A 17742-nucleotide genomic window follows, 5' to 3' on the forward strand; every position below is an offset into this window, starting at 1 on the left:
CCAAACGCACCGGCATCAGGGGTCAACGTCCTGACGTAGGGACGCCGGAGACGTCCGTGCGGTTGCAGGTGGCCGGAAGTGGTCGGAGCGGTCCCTGGTCGGAGGGCGCCAGGACTGCAGGGTGGGCGCCGCACAGTGCGGCGCCCACCCGGTGCGCTGGCGTGCCCAGTCGGTGCGCTGGCGCGTTCAGTCGGCGCGGATGCCGACGGTCGCGCCGGTGGGTCCGCTCCCGTCGCCGCGGTCGGGTCGGTCCTCGCCGCCGCTCCCGGGGGTGCCCTCGTCGCCGTCCTCGTCGGCGCCCACGAAGGTGCGCCACAGTCGTGCGTACCGGCCGTCAAGGGCGAGGAGTTCGGCGTGGGTGCCGTCCTCGGCGACGCGTCCGCGGTCCATGACGACGACCCGGTCGGCGCGTGCAGCGGTGGTGAGCCGGTGGGCCACGACCAGGGTGGTGCGGCGTCCGGCGAGCCGGTCGGTGGCCTGGTTGACCTGGGCTTCGGTGGCGAGGTCGAGTGCGGCGGTGGCCTCGTCGAGCAACAGGATGTCGGGGTCGACGAGTTCGGCGCGGGCGAGGGCGATCAGCTGCCGTTGCCCGGCGGAGAGGTTGCGTCCGCGTTCGGCGACCTCGTGGAGGTAGCCGCCGTCCAGGGTGGCGATCATGTCGTGTGCGCCGACCGCCCGGGCGGCGGCCTCCACCTCGGCGTCCGCGGCGTCGGGGCGTCCGTAGGCGATGGCGTCGCGCACGGTCCCGGGGAAGAGGTACGCCTCCTGCGGGACGACGCCGAGGCGGTGGCGGTACGAGGTGAGGTCGAGGGAGCGCAGGTCGGTGCCGTCGACGGTGACGCGGCCGGCGGTGGGGTCGTAGAACCGGGCGACCAGTTTGACCAGGGTGGACTTGCCCGCGCCGGTCTCTCCGACGAACGCGACGGTCTGCCCGGCCGGGATCCGCAGGGCCACGTCGCTCAGCGCGATCGGGGCGGACGCGGTGGGAACGACGCCGGGCAGCGCCGTGACGACCCCCTCCGTGCCCCCGGTGCCCCCGGTGCCCCCGGTGTCCTTCGTGCCCTCCGTGGTGTCCGGGCCCTCGGCGTTCCCGATGCCCTCGGGGTCCTCGGAGCCGTAGGCGAAGCCCACGTCCTCGAAGGCGATCTCCCCGCGCAGGGAGCTCACTTCGAGCGGTTCCGCGGCGCGGCGGGTCGAGGTCGGTTCGCGCAGGAGCTCCTGGACGCGGCCGAGCGACACCGTCGCCTGCTGGTAGCCGTCGAAGACCTGCGAGAGCTGCTGGACGGGTGCGAAGAACAGTTCGATGTACAGCAGGTAGGCGACGAGCGCACCGGTCGTGAGGGTCGCCGCTTCCACCCGTCCGGCGCCGACGATCAGCACGGCGACGGCCGCGCCCGACGACAGGAACTGCACGAACGGGAAGTACACCGAGATCAGCCACTGGCCGCGGATGCGGGCGGCCCGGTAGTCGGCGCTGCGTGCGGCGAACCGCTTCCGGCCGTCCTCCTCGCGTCGGAACGCCTGCACGATCCGCAGTCCGGCCACGCTCTCCTGGAGCTCGGAGTTGACGACCGACACGCGTTCCCGGGCGAGTTCGTAGGCCCGCACGCTCTGCTTGCGGAAGACGTACGTGCCGATGACGAGCACGGGGAGCGTCAGGAAGACGACCAGGGCGAGCTGCACGTCGAGCACGACGAGCGCGACCATGATCCCGAAGAAGGTGACGACGGAGACGAACGCGGTGACGAGTCCGGTCTGGAGGAACGTCGACAGCGCGTCGACGTCGGTCGTCATCCGGGTCATGATCCGCCCGGTCAGCTCGCGTTCGTAGTAGTCGAGGCCGAGGCGTTGGAGCTGGGCGAAGATCTTCAGTCGGAGTGCGTACAGCATGCGTTCGCCGGTGCGGCCGGTGAGGCGGATGCCGGCGTTCTGCGCGGCCCACTGGGCGAGGACCGCGAGCAGCCCGAGCAGGGAGGCCGCCCACACCGCGCCGAGGGCGGCTTCGGTGACGCCGGAGTCGATGCCGTGCCGGATGAGGACGGGCAGCAGCAGGCCCATCCCGGCGTCGACGGCGACCAGGGCGAGGGCGATGCCGAGCGGGGCCCAGAAGCCGCGCAGCAGTCGGCGCAGTCCGTAGGAGTCCTCGGGCAGCACGGCGCGGGCCTCGTCGACGGCGGGCCGGTCGGTGGCCGGTGGCAGCGCTTCGACCTGGGCGAGCAGTTCGGGGGTCGCCGGGCTGCCGTCGAAGTCGCCGTCGCCCTTGGGGGCGCGCTCGCCGGTCCACAGGTGCGGGGTGATGCCGCGCTCGGCGTCGTACTGGGCGTCGAGTTCGGCGCGGAGCGCGGCGGCGTCCGGGTGTGCGTCGGTGAGGAGCCGGCCGGCCGGCACGTGGCCGGGTGACACGGCGCCCAGTTCGTCGGGGTCGGTGAGCAGCCGCCGGTAGAGGGGGGAGCGTGCGGTGAGTTCTTCGTGGGTGCCGAGGTCGGCCAGGCGTCCGCGGTCGAGGACGGCGATCCGGTCGGCGAGGTTCAGGGTGGAGCGGCGGTGGGCGATGAGGAGGGTGGTGCGTCCGGCCATCACCTGGCGCAGTGCCTCGTGGATCTCGTGTTCGACGCGGGCGTCCACGGCGGAGGTGGCGTCGTCGAGGACGAGCAGGCGCGGGTCGGTGAGGAGGGCGCGGGCGAGGGCGAGGCGCTGGCGCTGGCCGCCGGAGAGGGTGAGCCCCTGTTCGCCGACCTCGGTGTCGTACCCGTCGGGGAGTTCGTCGATGAACCGGTCGGCGTGGGCGGCCCGGGCGGCGGCCCGGATCTCCTCGTCGGTGGCGTCGGGCCTGCCGTAGGCGAGGTTGGCGCGGATGGTGTCGGAGAAGAGGAAGCTGTCCTCGGGGACGAGGCCGATGGCGTGGCGCAGGGAGCCGAGGGTGAGGGTGCGCACGTCGTGGCCGCCGATGAGGACGGCGCCCCGGTCGACGTCGTAGAAGCGGGGCAGGAGCTGGGCGACGGTGGACTTGCCGGAGCCGGAGGCGCCGACCACGGCGAGGGTCTCCCCGGCGCGGATCTCGAAGCTGAGTCCGTCGAGCACGGGGCGTTCGCTGTCGTAGCCGAAGGTGACGCCGTCGAACTCGACGGTGGCGGGGGCGTCGGCGGGCAGGGTGCGGGGGCCGTCGGTGAGGGTGGGTTCGGTGTCGATGAGTTCGAGGACGCGTTCGGCGCCGGCGCGGGCCTGCTGGCCGACGGTGAGGACGACGGCGAGCATCCGGACGGGGCCGACGAGCTGGGCCAGGTAGGCCGAGAACGCGACGAAGGTGCCGAGGGTGATCTGTCCCCGTACGGCCAGCCAGCCGCCGAGGGCGAGCATCGCGACCTGGCCGAGGGCGGGCACGGACTGGAGGGCGGGGGTGTAGCGGGCGTTCAGCCGGACCGTGCGCAGCCGTCCGGCGAAGAGTCGGCGGCTGACGTCGCGGACCTTGCCGGTCTCCTGGTCCTCCTGGCCGAATCCCTTGACGACGCGGACCCCGGACACCGCCCCGTCCACCACGGAGGCCACGGAGGCGGCCTGTGCCTGTGCGTACCAGGTGGCGGGGTGGAGTTTGGTGCGGCTGCGTTTGGCGATGAACCAGAGGGCGGGGCCGACGGCGACGGCGACCAGGGTGAGCGGCAGGGACAGCCACGCCATGATGGCGAGGGACATCAGGAACAGCAGGACGTTCCCGATGGTCATCGGCAGCATGAACAGCAGGCCCTGGATGAGCTGGAGGTCGCTGGTGGCGCGGCCGACGACCTGGCCGGTCGACAGTTCGTCCTGCCGTCGCCCGTCGAGGCGGGTGATGGTGTCGTACATGTCGGTGCGCAGGTCGTGCTGGACGTCCAGGGCGAGGCGTCCGCCGTAGTAGCGGCGGATGTACGTGAAGACGTAGACGAGGACCGCGGCGGCCAGCAGGAGGCCGGCCCAGACGGCCATGGAGCGGGTGCGGTCGCCGACCACGTCGTCGATGATCACCTTGGTGATCAGCGGGACGAGGGCCATGACGGCCATGCCGCCGAGGGAGGAGACGAGGGCGAGGACGACGTCCCCCGGGTGGCGCCAGGCGTAGGCGGTGAGGCGGCGTCCCCAGGAGGGCGCGGCGCCGTTCGTGGGGGCGTCCTCGGTACCGTTCCCGACCGTGTCCACGGGACCGTTCGTGTGAACGGGGCCTTGCGGGGACGGCCCTCCGTCGCGGCGCTCCTCGGGTCGGTCGCCGGGTTCGTCCCGCTCCCCCTTCTGCACTGACACCCGTTCCTCCCGATTCCGCCCGGTCCGCCGTCGTACCGGTCCACCGGAATGTGAACATCGGATGATCCGGATTTCATCCCCCCGCAACAAACGGGCGGAAGCGCGGCGGCACACGCGGACACGGAGAGCGTGCGCGCGGGTGCGGACGGCGTGCGGGTGCGCGGAGGGCGCGCGGGAACGGCGGAGGTCCCGCACCCCCCGGGTGCGGGACCGGTCAGCCGGTGCCCCGGGGTGTCACCCGACCGGAACCCCGGCAACATCCGCAACGCCCGGGGCCTCCGGAACGGCGGGGACCGCTTCCCGGGGCGTCGCGGTGGGCACGTAGCGCTGGGCCGCCGCCGTCCCCGGCGCGAGGTCCTTGTGGATGGCCCTCGCCACCGCCTGGATGGTGGCCACCCCGTAGTTCATGTTCCGGTTCCCGTGGGTGAGGACGGTCATGTAGTAGTCCCGTCCACCGCCCTGGAACGCCCCGATGCTGTGCACGCGCCACCCGTGCCGGTCCCGGGGCAGCCAGCCGTTCTTGACGTACTTCTTGGCGGACGAGGGGGCTCCGGCCGGGGTGCCCCAGCGCTGCGAGCTGACGACCTGGTTCATCAGCTTCATGAGGTACGCCCGCGAGCCGTCGCTGAGCACCGAGTTCTTCGCGGTGATCAGGGACAGCAGCCGCTGCTCGTCCTTGATGTTGACCCGGGTGAGCCCCCAGTAGCGGCCCGCACCGGGCACTGTCTTCTTCATTCCGGCGGCCGCCAGGAACTTCTTGATCTTCGTGGTGCCGAGTTGCCGCCAGAAGGTGCTGGTGGCCGCGTTGTCGGACTTGGTGATCATCGCCCTGGCGAGCGACGCCTCACGGGTGGTGAGGAGGCGGTTCGTCTTCTTGTAGTCCCACAGCAGCGCGGCCAGCACGGTGACCTTGACGATGCTGGCGGAGTCGTACGACGTGCCCCCGCGCAGTTCGCACGTGGTCTTCGTCTTGCGGTCGTACAGCCCGACCGCGACCGTGCCCGACCGGTTCTTCAGTGCCGCCGCGATATCCTTCTTCAGCTTGGCGGCGAGCCCCGCCTTGGCCGATGTGCACGTCACCGCCGGAGCGGCGGCGACGGCCGTTCCCGTGCCGACCGCCCCCGCCCCGGCGACGACCGCCGCGACGACCGTGCCCGCGACGAAGCCGCGTACCCCCCGAACCCCCATGTCCAACCCCCGTTGTCCCTCGCGTTGCCGCGTGTCCCTGCCGTTCCGGGCGTTTCGCCGCGGACGGACGGTCCGTGCGGGAAGGCGACCCCCCGCCCCCGCACGGGCCTACGTGTATGGGACACCGAAGCCGCGCCCGCGGTTGCACGTTCGGCGGAGATTCGTACGACAAACCGCTGTATGGCGGGCGGGCCCGGGGCAGCCGGTGGCGGGCAGCCAGCAGCGGGAGCCGGGGTGCGGGAGCCGGGGTGCGGGAATCACCGGCCCCCGTGGGCGCACGCGCCCGCCCCCGCGCGCAGGGGGAGTGCAACCCTCCCCCCGGTCAGGGTGTCCTTGTCAGTGCCATCTCCCCTCGTCACCCCATGAGTTCGCCGAGCGGCGGCACTCCAACGTCAACGGGAGTCGACACCCCATGCGCAAGCCCTCACACCTCACCCTCGCGATCGGCGCGGTCGTCGCGCTCACCGGCGGGCTGCTGACCCTGCCGGCCGCCACCGTGGCGGCGGCCCCCCGGACGGCGCTCCCCGACGACTTCAACGGGGACGGTTACCGCGACTACGCCTCCGCCGCCACGACCAGCCCCGGCGGCGCGGTGCGCGTCGTCCACGGCACGGCACGGGGCCCCGGCACGACCGTGCGGTTCCTCGACCAGAACAGCCCCGGCGTGCCCGGCGCCGACGAGGAGGGCGACCTCTTCGGCGGGGTCCGCAGCGCCGCCGACTTCAACCGTGACGGTTACGGCGACCTCGCCGTCTCCGCGATCGGCGAGGCCGTCAACGGCCGGGACCGGCGGGGCGCCGTGACCATCCTGTGGGGCTCCCCCGCGGGCCTGTCCGGCGGCACCTCGGTACCGTCGGCCGGCCGCCAGGCGTGGAACCAGTTCGGCAGCGACCTCGCCACCGGTGACTTCGACGGTGACGGGGACGTCGAGTTGGCGGCCGTCGAGTCCTCCGACGCGTTCGTCTTCCAGGGCGGGTACGCGCCCGGCGCCGTCGACGTGCGGCCCGTCCTGGTGGACCGGGGCCGCTTCTACGCGTCCCACCTCGTCGCGGGCGAGGTCACCGGGGACCGCGCGACCGATCTGGTCGTCCTCGGTGCGGTCCCCCGCAACAGCCGGCTGACCGGGCACGCCCGCTTCTACCGCGGCGGCGGCACGGAACTCGCCGAGGGACGGACCATCCCCCTCGACGTCGTGCAGGACCACATGGGTGAGGGCGTCGTCGCCGACTTCGACCGGGACGGGTACGGCGACCTCGCGATCGGCACGCCCGAGGCCACCGGCGCGAAGGGGTACGTCACGGTGTGGCGCGGCGGGGCGAAGGGGGCGACCACCTACCGCCGGATCACCCAGGCCACCTCCGGGGTCGCCGGCTCCCCCGAGGCGGGCGACCGTTTCGGCGCGTCCGTCGCGGCGGGCGACGTCGACCGGGACGGACACCCGGACCTCGCGATCGGGGTGCCCGGCGAGGACGTGGGCGGCACGGCGGACGCCGGCGCGGTGCACGTCCTGCGGGGCGGTGCGTCCGGGCCGTCCGGTCGCGGTGCCCAGTACGTCGACCGTGCGGCGGCCGGGGTGCCCGGCCCCCTCGCCCGGGGGGACGCGCTGGGCGGGGCGGTGCGGCTGGCCGACACCGATGGCGACGGCCACGCGGACCTGCACGTGACCGGTCGGGAGGGTTCGCTGCGGCTGCCGGGGGCCCGGTCCGGCGTCGCGCACCACGGCGTCACCGTGATCGACCGGGCCGCCGTCGAGGGCATCCTGCGGTAGCGCGGGGTCCGGCGGTCCGAGCCCGCCCCGGGGCTAGCCGTGCGTCGGGGCGAACATGCGCAGTCGCACCGGCAGCACCACCACCGAAGGACCGGGCCGCGCCAGGGACTCGGCCAGGGCGGCGCCCAGGGTGTCCGGGGTGGCGCGGGTGGCGGGCACGCCGAAGGACTCGGCGAGGGCGACGAAGTCCGGGCCGGGGAGGTCCATCGAGGGCTCCCCGGCCCGCTCGCCGAACGTGTCGGCCAGGTACGTGCGCAGGATGCCGTAGCCGCCGTCGTCCACGATGAGCCAGGTGACGTCGAGGTCGTACTGGCGGGCGGTGGCCAGTTCGGCGATCGAGTACAGGGCTCCCCCGTCGCCGGAGACGGCGAGCACCGGGTGTCCGGGGTCGGCCACCGCGGCGCCCAGCGCGGCGGGGAAGGCGTAGCCGAGGCCGCCCGCGCCCTGGGCCGAGTGCATCGTGTTGGGGCGCCGCGCGTCGAACGCGGCCCAGGCCCAGTAGCCGAGGACCGTCATGTCCCAGAAGGACGGCGCGGCATTCGGTAGCGCTGCCCGGATGGTCGCCAACAGCTCCTGTTCCCGGGTGAGTTCCTGCTCGTCGAGTCGGGCGCGGACGGCGGCGAGCACCTCGCGCACGCGGTCCGGGGCGTTGCCGGCGGGGCGGGCCCGGACGGTCTCCAGCAGGGCGCCGAGGGCGAGTCGGGCGTCCGCGTGGATGCCGAGCGCCGGGTGGTTGGACTCCAGCTTGCCGGGGTCCGCCTCGATCTGGATCAGCCGGCCGCGGGGGCGGAACGTGTGGTACTGGGAGGAGAGTTCGCCGAGTCCCGAACCGACGACGAGCAGCACGTCCGCGTCCTGGAGGAACTCGGTGACGTGCTGGTCCTCCATCCAGGACTGGAGGGACAGTTCGTGGTTCCACGGGAAGGCGCCCTTGCCGCCGTACGTGGTGACGACGGGTGCGCCGAGCCGCTCGGCGAGCGCCCTGAGCTTGCCGGAGGCGTCGGAACGGATCACTCCGCCGCCCGCGATGATCGCCGGGCGGCGGGCCCGGGACAGCAGGTCGGCGGCGACCGCGGTGAGTTCGGGGCGCGGGTAGACCTCCTCCGGGGTCGCGTCCAGGCCGGTGACCTCGGGGATCGGCGTCGGGGCGAGGAGCACGTCCTGGGGGATCTCCACCCAGACGGGGCCGTGCGGTGCGGTCAGCGCGGACTCCCAGGCCGCCGCGATCGCGGACGGGATCTGGGACTGGGTGCGGACGAGGTGCACGGACTTGACGACGTCCCGGAACGACGCCTGCTGGTCGCGGAGTTCGTGGAGGTAGCCGTGGCGTCCGCCGCCGAGGCCGGCGGCCGGGACCTGGCTGGCGATCGCGAGGACGGGCGCGGACGCGGCGGCGGCCTCCTGGAGCGCGGCCAGCGAGGTGAGCGCGCCCGGTCCGGTGGACAGCAGCAGGGGCGCCGCTTCGCCGGTGAGCCTGCCGTACGCGTCGGCCGCGAAGCCGGCGTTGTTCTCCACCCGCAGGCCCACGTACCGCAGGTCGCTGCGGCGCAGTGCGTCGAACAGGCCCAGCGCGTGTTGGCCGGGCAGGCCGAAGACGGTGGTGGCGCCGAGGCCGCTGAGGGTCTCCAGGACGAGGTCACCGCCGCGGCGGCCGGCGGGCGGGTCGAGGGCCGCCGCGGTCTGGGCGGGCGTCGGCAGCAGTTCCGGTCCGTGGTGGTCGTGCGTCACGTTCAGCCATTCCCGGGTGGTCGTGGACCGCCCCGCCGTCAGGGGCGGTGCGGTGCGGTCGTGGGTGTCGGGCGGCCGGACCGTGCGGTGGCGGTCCGGCCGCCGGCCGCCCGGGGGCTCAGCCCTCGGTGCGGGAGGCCGCGATCTGGCGGGCCATGATCGTGGTCAGTTCGTACGCGGTGTGCGAGGCGGCGACCGCGGTGATCTCGGCGTGGTCGTACGCCGGGGCGACCTCGACGACGTCCGCCGAGACGAGGTTGCAGGAGGCGAGTCCGCGCAGGATCTCCAGCAGTTCGCGGGAGGTCATGCCGCCGGCCTCGGGGGTGCCGGTGCCGGGGGCGTGGGCGGGGTCGAGGCAGTCGATGTCGATGGAGATGTACAGGGGGCGGTCGCCGACGCGCTGGCGGAGCTGGTCGGCGACCTCGTCGGCGCCGCGCCGGTAGACGTCGGCGGAGGTGACGATGCCGAAGCCCATCTTCTCGTCGTCGGTGAGGTCCTGCCGGCCGTAGAGCGGGCCGCGGATGCCGACGTGGGAGAGGGCGGAGGTGTCGAGGATGCCCTCCTCGACGGCGCGGCGGAACGGCGTGCCGTGCGTGTACTCGGCGCCGAAGTAGGTGTCCCAGGTGTCGAGGTGGGCGTCGAAGTGCAGCAGGGCCACCGGGCCGTGCTTCTTGGCGACGGAGCGCAGCAGCGGCAGGGCGATGGTGTGGTCGCCGCCGAGGGTCATCAGTCGGGCGCCGGTGCCGATGAGGTCGTCGGCGGCGGCCTCGATGGTGTCCACGGCCTCGTTGATGTCGAACGGGTTCGCCGCGATGTCGCCGGCGTCCGCGACCTGCGCCAGGGCGAACGGGGAGGCGTCCTGCGCGGGGTTGTAGGGGCGCAGCAGTCGGGACGCCTCGCGGATCGCGTTGCCGCCGAAGCGGGCGCCGGGCCGGTAGGAGACGCCGGTGTCGAAGGGGACGCCGACCACGGCGACGTCGGTGGTGGCGACCTGGTCGATGCGGGGCAGTCGGGCGAAGGTGGCGGGGCCGGCGTAGCGGGGGATGCGGGAGGAGTCGACGGGGCCGACGGGGCCGGTGGTGGGGGCGCCGTCGGCCGGGTTCTCGGTGCTGCTCATCGTCGGACTCCTCCTGAGTGCGGTGCGGGGCGGTGGTCGCCGGGGCCGGGGGTGTCCCGGGCCGGAGGTCCGCCGGACGCTCGTGGCTGTGTGGCAGGCCGGAGGTCCGGGCACCGCGGTGGCGCCCGGGGTGGGATCCGACCCCGTGTTCCAGTGTGGCGCACACCGGACGCCACCCCGGCCACGGGGACCCCGCCCGCCCGGGTGGTGGGCGGGGTGCGGGTGAGCAGGCCCTAGGGTGGCCGCGACCCCGGCGGAGGAGAGGCGGAGACCACGGTGAGCAGCGGGAACGACGGCAGTACGGGCGGCGGCAGGACGGTTTCCCCGCGGCGGGACGCGGTACGGAACCGGGACGCGCTGCTGGCGGCGGCCCGCGGGCTGTTCGCCGAGCGCGGGCTGGACGTGCCGTTCGACGACGTGGCGCGCCGGGCGGGGCTGGGCAGCGCGACGCTGTACCGGCACTTCCCGAACCGGGCGGCGCTGGTCGGCGCGGTGTACGGGGACCTGCTCGACGCGACGGCGCGGGCCGGGCGGCGGGCGCTGGACGAGTCGGACGCCTGGGCGGGGCTGGGCGCCTATGTGACCGCCGTGTACGCGGGGCTGGCCGCCGATCCGGGGGCCAATGACCTGATGACGACCTCGATCCCGGGGATCACGGCGCTCGACGCGTTGCACGAGGAGCACCGGCGCACCGTGGCCCGGCTGGTCGCGCGGGCCCAGGAGCAGGGGGCGATGCGCGGGGACGTGGCGGTGGAGGACCTGTTGCTGGCGCTGGCCGCGGTGGGGCGCACGGTTCCGGCGCTGGCGTCGTTGGACGGGGCGTGGCAGCGGCAGCTGGCGTTGCTGCTGGACGGGCTGCGGGCGCCGGCGCCCGTGCCGTTGCCCGGTCGGGCGCCCACCGGGGACGAGTTGACGGACGTGTTGCACGCGTTGGGGCCGCGGCTGGGCCGCTGAGGTCCCGGCCCGGTGGAGGCGCCGGGCCCGGAGGAGGCCCCGGGGGCCGGTGGAAGCCCCGGGGGCCGGTGGAAGCCCCGGCCCGGTGGGCGTGCGCGGCCCGGTGGGCGTGCGCGGCGCGCCGGCGGCGCCGGGCGGGTCGGCGGCGCCGGGCGGGTCGCGTGCGGGGTGCCGCACCGGACGGCGTCGGGAGCGGCTAGCATCAAGAAACGGGGACCACTCCCCACTTCCTGTGCTGCTCCGACCGCCCGGAGGGAACGACCATGCCGTCACCCGTACCGCCGGCCACCGCCCCGACCTTGCACGACCTCGCCCCCGCGGGCACCGATCCCGACCGCGACCCCGCCGCCGTCCACGCCCATCTGCGCGAACAGGGCCCCGTCCACCGGATCCACGTACCCGGCACCGGGGACGCCTGGCTGGTCGTGGGCCGGGCCGAGGCCCGGGCGGTGCTCACCGACCCGGCGTTGAGCAACGACATCCGGCACTGCGGGAGCTGGTCCGACGACGGCGGCCACGCCCTGGGCCGCAACATGCTCCAGACGGACCCGCCCGAGCACACCGCGCTACGGGCGGGTGTCGCCCGGCACTTCACCCCGGCCCGGGTCGCCGCGCTGCGACCGCGCGTCCAGGAGATCGCGGCGGAACTCGTCGCCGCCCTGCCCCGGTCGGGCGGGGTCGACCTCGTGGCCGCCTTCGCGATGCCGCTGCCGGTGACCGTCATCTGCGAACTGCTCGGGGTGCCCGCCGAGGACCGGGCGGCGGTGCGGGAGTGGTCCCGCGACCTCGTGACACCCGACTCGACCGCCGCCGCACGGAGCGCCGCCGCCGCGATGACGGCGTACTTCGACCGGATACTCGTCCACAAGCGGGAGCACCCCGGGGACGACCTGTTCAGCGCCCTGGCCGCACCGGACACCGGGGCCCCGCTCGCCCCCGAGGACCTGCTCGGCATGTGCTTCCTGCTCCTGGTCGCCGGCCACGAGACCACCGTGAACCTGATCTCCGGCGCCGTCCACGCCCTGCTGAGCCGCCCGGAGTTACTGGCCTCGGTCCGGGCCGACCCGTCGCTGCTGGCGGGGGTCGTCGAGGAGACCCTGCGGTTCCACTCCCCCGTCAGCGCCGCCGCCTTCCGGTACGCCACCGAGGACACCCGGATCGCCGACACGCCGGTCCCCCGCGGGGACGCCGTCCTGGTGTCGCTCGCCGCGGCGGGGCGGGACCCGGAGCACTGGCCGGAGCCCGAGGTGTTCGACCCGCGGCGGGCCCGGTCGGGGCATCTGGGGTTCGGCCACGGGGTGCACCACTGCCTCGGCGCACCGCTCGCCCGCGCCGAGGCGGTCGCCGCACTGACGGAACTCCTGGCCGCCCGACCCGCGCTACGGCTGGCCGTCGGACCCGACGCACTGCGCTGGCGCTCCTCCACCCTGCTACGGGGGCTGGCCGAGCTGCCCGTGCGGTTCGACTGACCCCGACGCACCCAACGACCCGCCACAACTCCACGACTCCGGCATACTTCGCCTTCATGAACGAAAAGGGAGAATCCGCTTCAGGGGGTGGGGAGAGCGTCACCACGGTGCTGATCGCCGCGGCGGCCAATCTGGGGATCGCCGTGGCCAAGGCGGTCGCGGGGGTCGTCAGCAACTCCAGCGCGATGCTGTCGGAGGCCGCGCACTCGGTCGCGGACACCGTCACGGAACTGCTCCTGCTGACCGCGCTGAAACGCGGCGAGAAGCCCGCCGACGAGGCGCACCCGGTCGGCCACGGCGCGGAACGGTACCTGTGGGCGCTGCTCGCGGCCGTCGCCACGTTCGTCGGGGGCGCCGTGTTCGCCCTGTACGACGGGGTGCACACCCTCACCCACGGCGAGGAGCCGGGCGACCCCACCGTGTCGTACCTCGTGCTCGCCGTGGCCTTCGTCCTGGAGGGCTACTCGCTGCGGACCGGCCTACGGCAGACCCGACGGGAGGCGCGCGGTCACGGCGTCCCCTTCCGGACGTATCTGCGGCACACCCCGGACACCGCGGTGAAGGCCGTCGTCCTGGAGGACACGGCGGCCCTCGTCGGGCTGCTGCTCGCCGCGGGCGGGCTGCTCGGCGGCCAGCTCACCGGCTCCGGGGTGGGGGACGGGATCGCCTCCCTGTGCATCGGGGTACTGCTGCTGTGCGTGGCGTGGGTGCTGGGCCGCTCCAACGCCGAGCTGCTGATCGGACGACCGCTGCCGGCCCCCGTACGGCGGGAGATCCGGGCGCTGCTGGTCGCCGATCCGCACGTGGACGCCGTGTTGGAGCTGACCACCCAACTGCTGGGGCCGCGCGAGGCCCTGGTGGCGGCCAAGGTCGACTTCCGGGACGTGTCGACCGCCGCGCAGGTCGAGCAGGCGTGCGAGGCGGCCGAACGACGGCTACGGGCCCGGTTCCCGGTGATCAGCCGGGTGTACCTGGACCCGACGCCCGGCCCTGCCCGGCCCGAGGAGCCGGACGGCGGGCGACCGGGCCGGTGAGCGGCGGGGTCGGTCCGCGTCTTGCCAGCCGGTCGACCGGTCAGCCGGCGGTGAGGCCCGCGGCGGCCAACAGGTACGCGGTCATCGGGTCGTAGTAGCGCGGGCTGGGGACGTGGTCGTCCAGCGGAACGGTGACCTGGAGGGTGCCCTCCGCCTCGGCGATGAACAGCGCCGGGTCGTTGCAGTCGGCGTACCCGAGGGTGTCGAACCCGCGCTGCGCGGCGCGCCCCGCCCACCCGTGGTCGGCGACGACCAGGTCAGGCGGGGTGAGGCCGGCCCGCTCCAGACCGTCGAGCACGGCGTTCATCGGCTCGGGCGAGTGGGTGTGCCACAGCGTCGCCCCGCGCTCCAACATCGCCACGTCCGCGATCTGGTAGACGACGCCCTCGTCCACGTACAGCTCGTCCGGGACGACGACGATGTCGCAGCCCGCCGTGCGCAGGGCGGTGGCGGTGGCCCGGTGGACGTCCAGCAGCCCGCCCGGGTGGCCCGTCGCGAACAGCACGCGCTCACGCCCCGCGGCGGCCTTCCGCAGTCGCGCGGCCATCCGCTCCAGTGCGTCGACGGTCAGCTGCGGGTCGATGGTGTCCTGGCCGTGGCGGTGCTGCGGGTCGTCGTTCACCCCGCACCGTTCGGCCATCACCGCGAGCACGTCCTGCTCGTCGGTCCAGCGGTCGCCGAGCTCCAGACCCAGCCAGTAGTGCCGGTCCCCGTTGGCGAGCCTGCGGTAGTGGTCGAGGTTGTTCTCACGCGACGTGGCCACGTCACCCGCGATGCGCCTACGGATCAGATGGTCGACGAGATCGGCTCGGCTGGGTGTCCCGGATATCGGCATGCCGCCCATTGTGCCGTCGCACCCCCGCCCGGTGGAGGCCGATCCACGACCCGGAACGTCCACGGCCCGCCCGTCGCCCCCGCGGGCCGCCCCGGAACGTGCGACCCGGTTTGAGACTTCCGACGGACCGACCGCTCTCCCACCGGGCTCCTCGGCACGCGAAGTCCCAAGAAGGAGTTGCATGAAACGATTGAAGGAGCGCACCGGACCTCCGTTCCCGCTGTCGAGGGCGACGGACGTTCCGCTGACGCCCGGGGCCCCACGAACCAGACGACCAGCCCGCTCCCGACGAGAGGCACCATCCGTGAAGTTCGTCCTCGAAGTGAACGTCCCCGACACCGAACCCGCCAGCACCGCGGTGCGCGAGTTGTCCCGGGTCCTGCGGTACTGGGGCGGCAACCTGCACCACTACGCCCTGGCACCCGGCACCGGCGAGACGGTGTACGACTCCGGGTACCGGGAGGTCGGCCGGTGGACGATCACGGAATCCACCGGCTCCACCGACTCCTGACCGTCCCGCCCGCTCACCCCGTGGGGGTGCGCGGAACCCTGATGACGCCCTCCTGGATGACGGTGATCGCCAACCGGCCGTCCTGGGTGTAGATGCGGGCCTGTCCGAGTCCCCGACCGCCCGATGCGGACGGGGACTCCTGGTCGTACAGCAGCCACTCGTCGGCGCGGAACGGGCGGTGGAACCACATGGCGTGGTCCAACGAGGCGCCCACCACGTCCCCGACCGCCCAACCGCCCCGCCCGTGGGCGAGCAGCACCGAGTCGAGCAGCGTCATGTCGGAGACGTACGTGGCCAGGCAGACGTGCAGCAGCGGGTCGTCGGCGAGCTTGCCGTTGGTGCGGAACCACACCTGGGAGCGCGGTTCGCGGGCCTCGCCGAGGAACGCGAACGGCGGGGCGTCGACGTACCGCAGGTCGATGGCGCGCCGCGCCTCCGCCAGCCGCCCGGGAACCCCGGGCAGCAGGACGTCCGCGTACCGTTCCAGCGTCTCGTCGGCGGTGGGCAGCGACTCCGGGTCGGGCGAGGCGGGCATGGGCGCCTGGTGGTCGAGCCCCTCCTCGTGCACCTGGAACGAGGCGGACAGGTGGAAGATCGGCTGCCCGTGCTGCACGGCCACGACCCGGCGGGTGGTGAAGGACCGCCCGTCCCGGATGCGGTCGACGGTGTAGACGATCGGCGCGCCCGGGTCGCCGGGGCGCAGGAAGTACGCGTGCAGGGAGTGCGCCGGGCGGTCGACGGGGACGGTGCGCCCGGCCGCCACCAGCGACTGGGCGGCGACCTGACCGCCGAAGACCCGCGGGACCACGGAGGGGTGGGAGCGTCCGCGGAAGATGTTCTCCTCGATCTGTTCGAGGTCGAGCAGATCGAGGAGCGACTGGAGTGCTGGGGCCATGTCGAGACCTTCTCAGAGACCCATGTCCTTCGCGATGATCATTTTCATGACCTCGCTCGTGCCGCCGTAGATCCGGTTGACGCGGTTGTCCGCGTAGAGGCGGGCGATCGGGTACTCGTTCATGAAGCCGTAGCCGCCGTGCAGCTGGAGGCAGCGGTCGATGACCCGGTGGGCGACCTCGGTGCAGAACAGCTTCGCGGACGCGGCCTCCGCGGCGGTCAGCTCACCGGCGTCGATCGCCTCCACGGCCCGGTCGACGACGGCTTCGGCGGCATCCACCTCGGCCTTGCAGGCGGCGAGTTCGAACTTGGTGTTCTGGAAGGCCGCGACCGGCTGGCCGAAGACGACGCGGTCCGCCACGTAGTCCTGCGCGAACCGTACGGCCGCCTTGGCCTGCGCGTACGCCATGACCGCGATGCCGAGGCGCTCCTTGGGGAGGTTCTGCCCGAGGTAGGCGAAGCCCTGGTGCTCCTCGCCGAGCAGGTCCTCGACGGGCACGCGGACGTCCGTGAAGGACAGCTCCGCGGTGTCGGACACCCGCAGGCCCAGCTTGTCGAGCTTGCGCCCGATCGCGTACCCCTCGGACCTGGTGTCCACCACGAACAGGGATATCCCGTGCCGACGGTCCTCGGGGGTGGCCGCGGCGGTGCGGGCGCAGACGATGACGCGGTCGGCGTGGACGCCGCCGGTGATGAACGTCTTGGCCCCGTTGAGCACGTAGTGCGTGCCGTCCTCGGAGAGCTTGGCGGTGGTCCGCATGCCGGCGAGGTCGGAGCCGGTGCCGGGCTCGGTCATCGCGATGGCGTACATGGCGCGACCGGTCGCGAAGTCCGGCAACCAGCGCTTCTTCTGGTCCTCGGTCGCGTACGCCTTGAGGTAGGGCAGACACAGCATGACGTGCACGCCGCTGCCGCCGAACGAGACGCCCGCACGGGCGCACTCCTCGGCGATGACCGCCTCGAACTTGAAGGTGGACAGCCCCGCGCCGCCGTACTCCTCGGGCACCTCGATCCCGAAGACGCCCAGCTCACCGAGCTTGTCGTAGAACGCGCGGGGCACCTGTCCGGCGGCGAACCACTCGTCGTAGACGGGGACGACCTCCGCCTCGATGAAGGCCCGGATCGTGTCCCGGAACGCCTCGTGGTCCTCGTTGTAGACGGTGCGGCGCACGGGGTCTCCTTCGGCTCCGGCGGGCCCTCGGCGGGCACGGCAACAAACTAAGCGCTTGCTCAGCCCCAGGTTACCCGCCGGTCACGTCCACCGTCCAGACCTCGGGTGGACGGTCGGGGGCGCGGTGGGACGCCGGCCTGCTCGTACGCACGTACGTACGCCCGCTGGCCCGTTGTGGGGACTTTCCCCGACCTGCTGCGACGCTGGCCGGGCATTGCCATGATGGCCGCACCAGAAGGTCGGGGAGGGAATCGTGGCGCTGAGTGGTGCGCAGGTCGAGGCACTGGCAGCGATCAAGGCGCGACAGAGCAAGCGGGGCTGGATCGCCGCCGCTGACCTGGACGTCGCCCGGAAGCACGTGGCCGCGTTGCAGGAGCAGGGCCTGATCGAGGGGGCGGACGTCGAGAACCGGCGGCTGGCGGGGTCGGTGCGGCTGACGCCGGAGGGGCATGACGTCCTGGCCTTCCGCGAAGGCCGGCGGGCGTCCAGGCACGGCACCAGCGAGCCGCCCCCACGCACCCGGGCCGTGGAACTCGCACCGGCCGAGTTCGCCGCCGTCCGTCATTTCGTGGCCATCGCCGACCGCCTCCGCAAGCCTCCCGCCGAGGGCTTCGCGGAGGCGGTCCTCACCGCGAGACACGTACCCGAGCGGTCCCGGCACGTCCTGCACCTGACGAGGGCGCAGACGAAGTCCCTCGCCTACGCCATGCACTTGGAGGGCCTGGCGCTTTCGCGGTCCGGTACCCATCGCCTCATCCATGAGTACGGGCTGCGTTACAAGCCCCTGCCGGAGTAGATCCG

Annotated in this window: 13 protein-coding genes; 6 read left to right on the forward strand and 7 right to left on the reverse strand. The window is 73.6% G+C overall.

Annotation, left to right across the window (positions count from 1 at the left end; genetic code table 11):
- Positions 1 to 186 precede the first annotated feature (186 nt).
- Positions 187 to 4170 (reverse strand): ABC transporter transmembrane domain-containing protein, encoded by a 3984-nt coding sequence (locus ACFYOU_RS07395; RefSeq protein WP_391304046.1) that lies wholly within the window; start codon positions 4168 to 4170, stop codon positions 187 to 189.
- Positions 4171 to 4506: 336 nt separating this feature from the next.
- Positions 4507 to 5460, reverse strand: coding sequence for a serine hydrolase (locus ACFYOU_RS07400; protein ID WP_391304047.1), 954 nt, complete (start codon positions 5458 to 5460; stop codon positions 4507 to 4509).
- Positions 5461 to 5872: 412 nt separating this feature from the next.
- Here ACFYOU_RS07400 and ACFYOU_RS07405 point away from each other — a divergent pair, with 412 nt between their 5' ends.
- Positions 5873 to 7228: an FG-GAP-like repeat-containing protein gene (locus ACFYOU_RS07405; protein WP_391304048.1), complete on the forward strand. Its 1356-nt coding sequence runs from the start codon at positions 5873 to 5875 to the stop codon at positions 7226 to 7228.
- Positions 7229 to 7261: 33 nt separating this feature from the next.
- On the opposite strand, the gene ACFYOU_RS07410 is transcribed toward ACFYOU_RS07405, so the two are convergent.
- Positions 7262 to 8956 carry a thiamine pyrophosphate-dependent enzyme gene (locus ACFYOU_RS07410; RefSeq protein ID WP_391304049.1) on the reverse strand — a complete coding sequence of 565 codons (1695 nt, stop codon included), beginning with the start codon at positions 8954 to 8956 and terminating at the stop codon, positions 7262 to 7264.
- A gap of 118 nt (positions 8957 to 9074) precedes the next feature.
- Positions 9075 to 10073 (reverse strand): agmatinase, encoded by a 999-nt coding sequence (speB, locus tag ACFYOU_RS07415; RefSeq protein ID WP_391304050.1) that lies wholly within the window; start codon positions 10071 to 10073, stop codon positions 9075 to 9077.
- 276 nt (positions 10074 to 10349) lie between these two features.
- On the opposite strand from speB, the gene ACFYOU_RS07420 reads away from it, so the two are divergent.
- The 3 genes from ACFYOU_RS07420 to ACFYOU_RS07430 all read left to right on the forward strand — a co-directional run bounded on the left by ACFYOU_RS07420 (position 10350) and on the right by ACFYOU_RS07430 (position 13530).
- Complete coding sequence (locus ACFYOU_RS07420; protein ID WP_391304051.1) at positions 10350 to 11027, forward strand: TetR family transcriptional regulator; 678 nt, start codon at positions 10350 to 10352, stop codon at positions 11025 to 11027.
- A gap of 263 nt (positions 11028 to 11290) precedes the next feature.
- Positions 11291 to 12496, forward strand: a complete 1206-nt coding sequence (locus tag ACFYOU_RS07425; RefSeq protein ID WP_391304052.1) for a cytochrome P450 — start codon at positions 11291 to 11293, stop codon at positions 12494 to 12496.
- A gap of 56 nt (positions 12497 to 12552) precedes the next feature.
- Positions 12553 to 13530, forward strand: coding sequence for a cation diffusion facilitator family transporter (locus ACFYOU_RS07430; RefSeq protein ID WP_391304053.1), 978 nt, complete (start codon positions 12553 to 12555; stop codon positions 13528 to 13530).
- A gap of 40 nt (positions 13531 to 13570) precedes the next feature.
- Here ACFYOU_RS07430 and ACFYOU_RS07435 read toward each other — a convergent pair whose 3' ends face one another.
- On the reverse strand, positions 13571 to 14365 hold the full coding sequence (locus ACFYOU_RS07435; RefSeq protein ID WP_391304054.1) for a phosphatase: 795 nt from the start codon (positions 14363 to 14365) through the stop codon (positions 13571 to 13573).
- 304 nt (positions 14366 to 14669) lie between these two features.
- On the opposite strand from ACFYOU_RS07435, the gene ACFYOU_RS07440 reads away from it, so the two are divergent.
- Positions 14670 to 14876, forward strand: a complete 207-nt coding sequence (locus ACFYOU_RS07440) for a hypothetical protein (protein WP_389762565.1) — start codon at positions 14670 to 14672, stop codon at positions 14874 to 14876.
- A gap of 13 nt (positions 14877 to 14889) precedes the next feature.
- Here the strand turns inward: ACFYOU_RS07440 and tesB are convergent, their stop codons facing one another.
- Positions 14890 to 15771, reverse strand: coding sequence for an acyl-CoA thioesterase II (gene tesB / locus ACFYOU_RS07445; protein WP_391304055.1), 882 nt, complete (start codon positions 15769 to 15771; stop codon positions 14890 to 14892).
- A gap of 12 nt (positions 15772 to 15783) precedes the next feature.
- Complete coding sequence (locus tag ACFYOU_RS07450) at positions 15784 to 16941, reverse strand: acyl-CoA dehydrogenase family protein (RefSeq protein WP_391304056.1); 1158 nt, start codon at positions 16939 to 16941, stop codon at positions 15784 to 15786.
- A 253-nt stretch (positions 16942 to 17194) separates the two neighbouring features.
- Here ACFYOU_RS07450 and ACFYOU_RS07455 point away from each other — a divergent pair, with 253 nt between their 5' ends.
- On the forward strand, positions 17195 to 17737 hold the full coding sequence (locus tag ACFYOU_RS07455; RefSeq protein ID WP_391304057.1) for a hypothetical protein: 543 nt from the start codon (positions 17195 to 17197) through the stop codon (positions 17735 to 17737).
- Positions 17738 to 17742: the final 5 nt, after the last annotated feature.

Source organism: Streptomyces sp. NPDC005955 (assembly GCF_042871255.1).
Classification (GTDB): domain Bacteria; phylum Actinomycetota; class Actinomycetes; order Streptomycetales; family Streptomycetaceae; genus Streptomyces.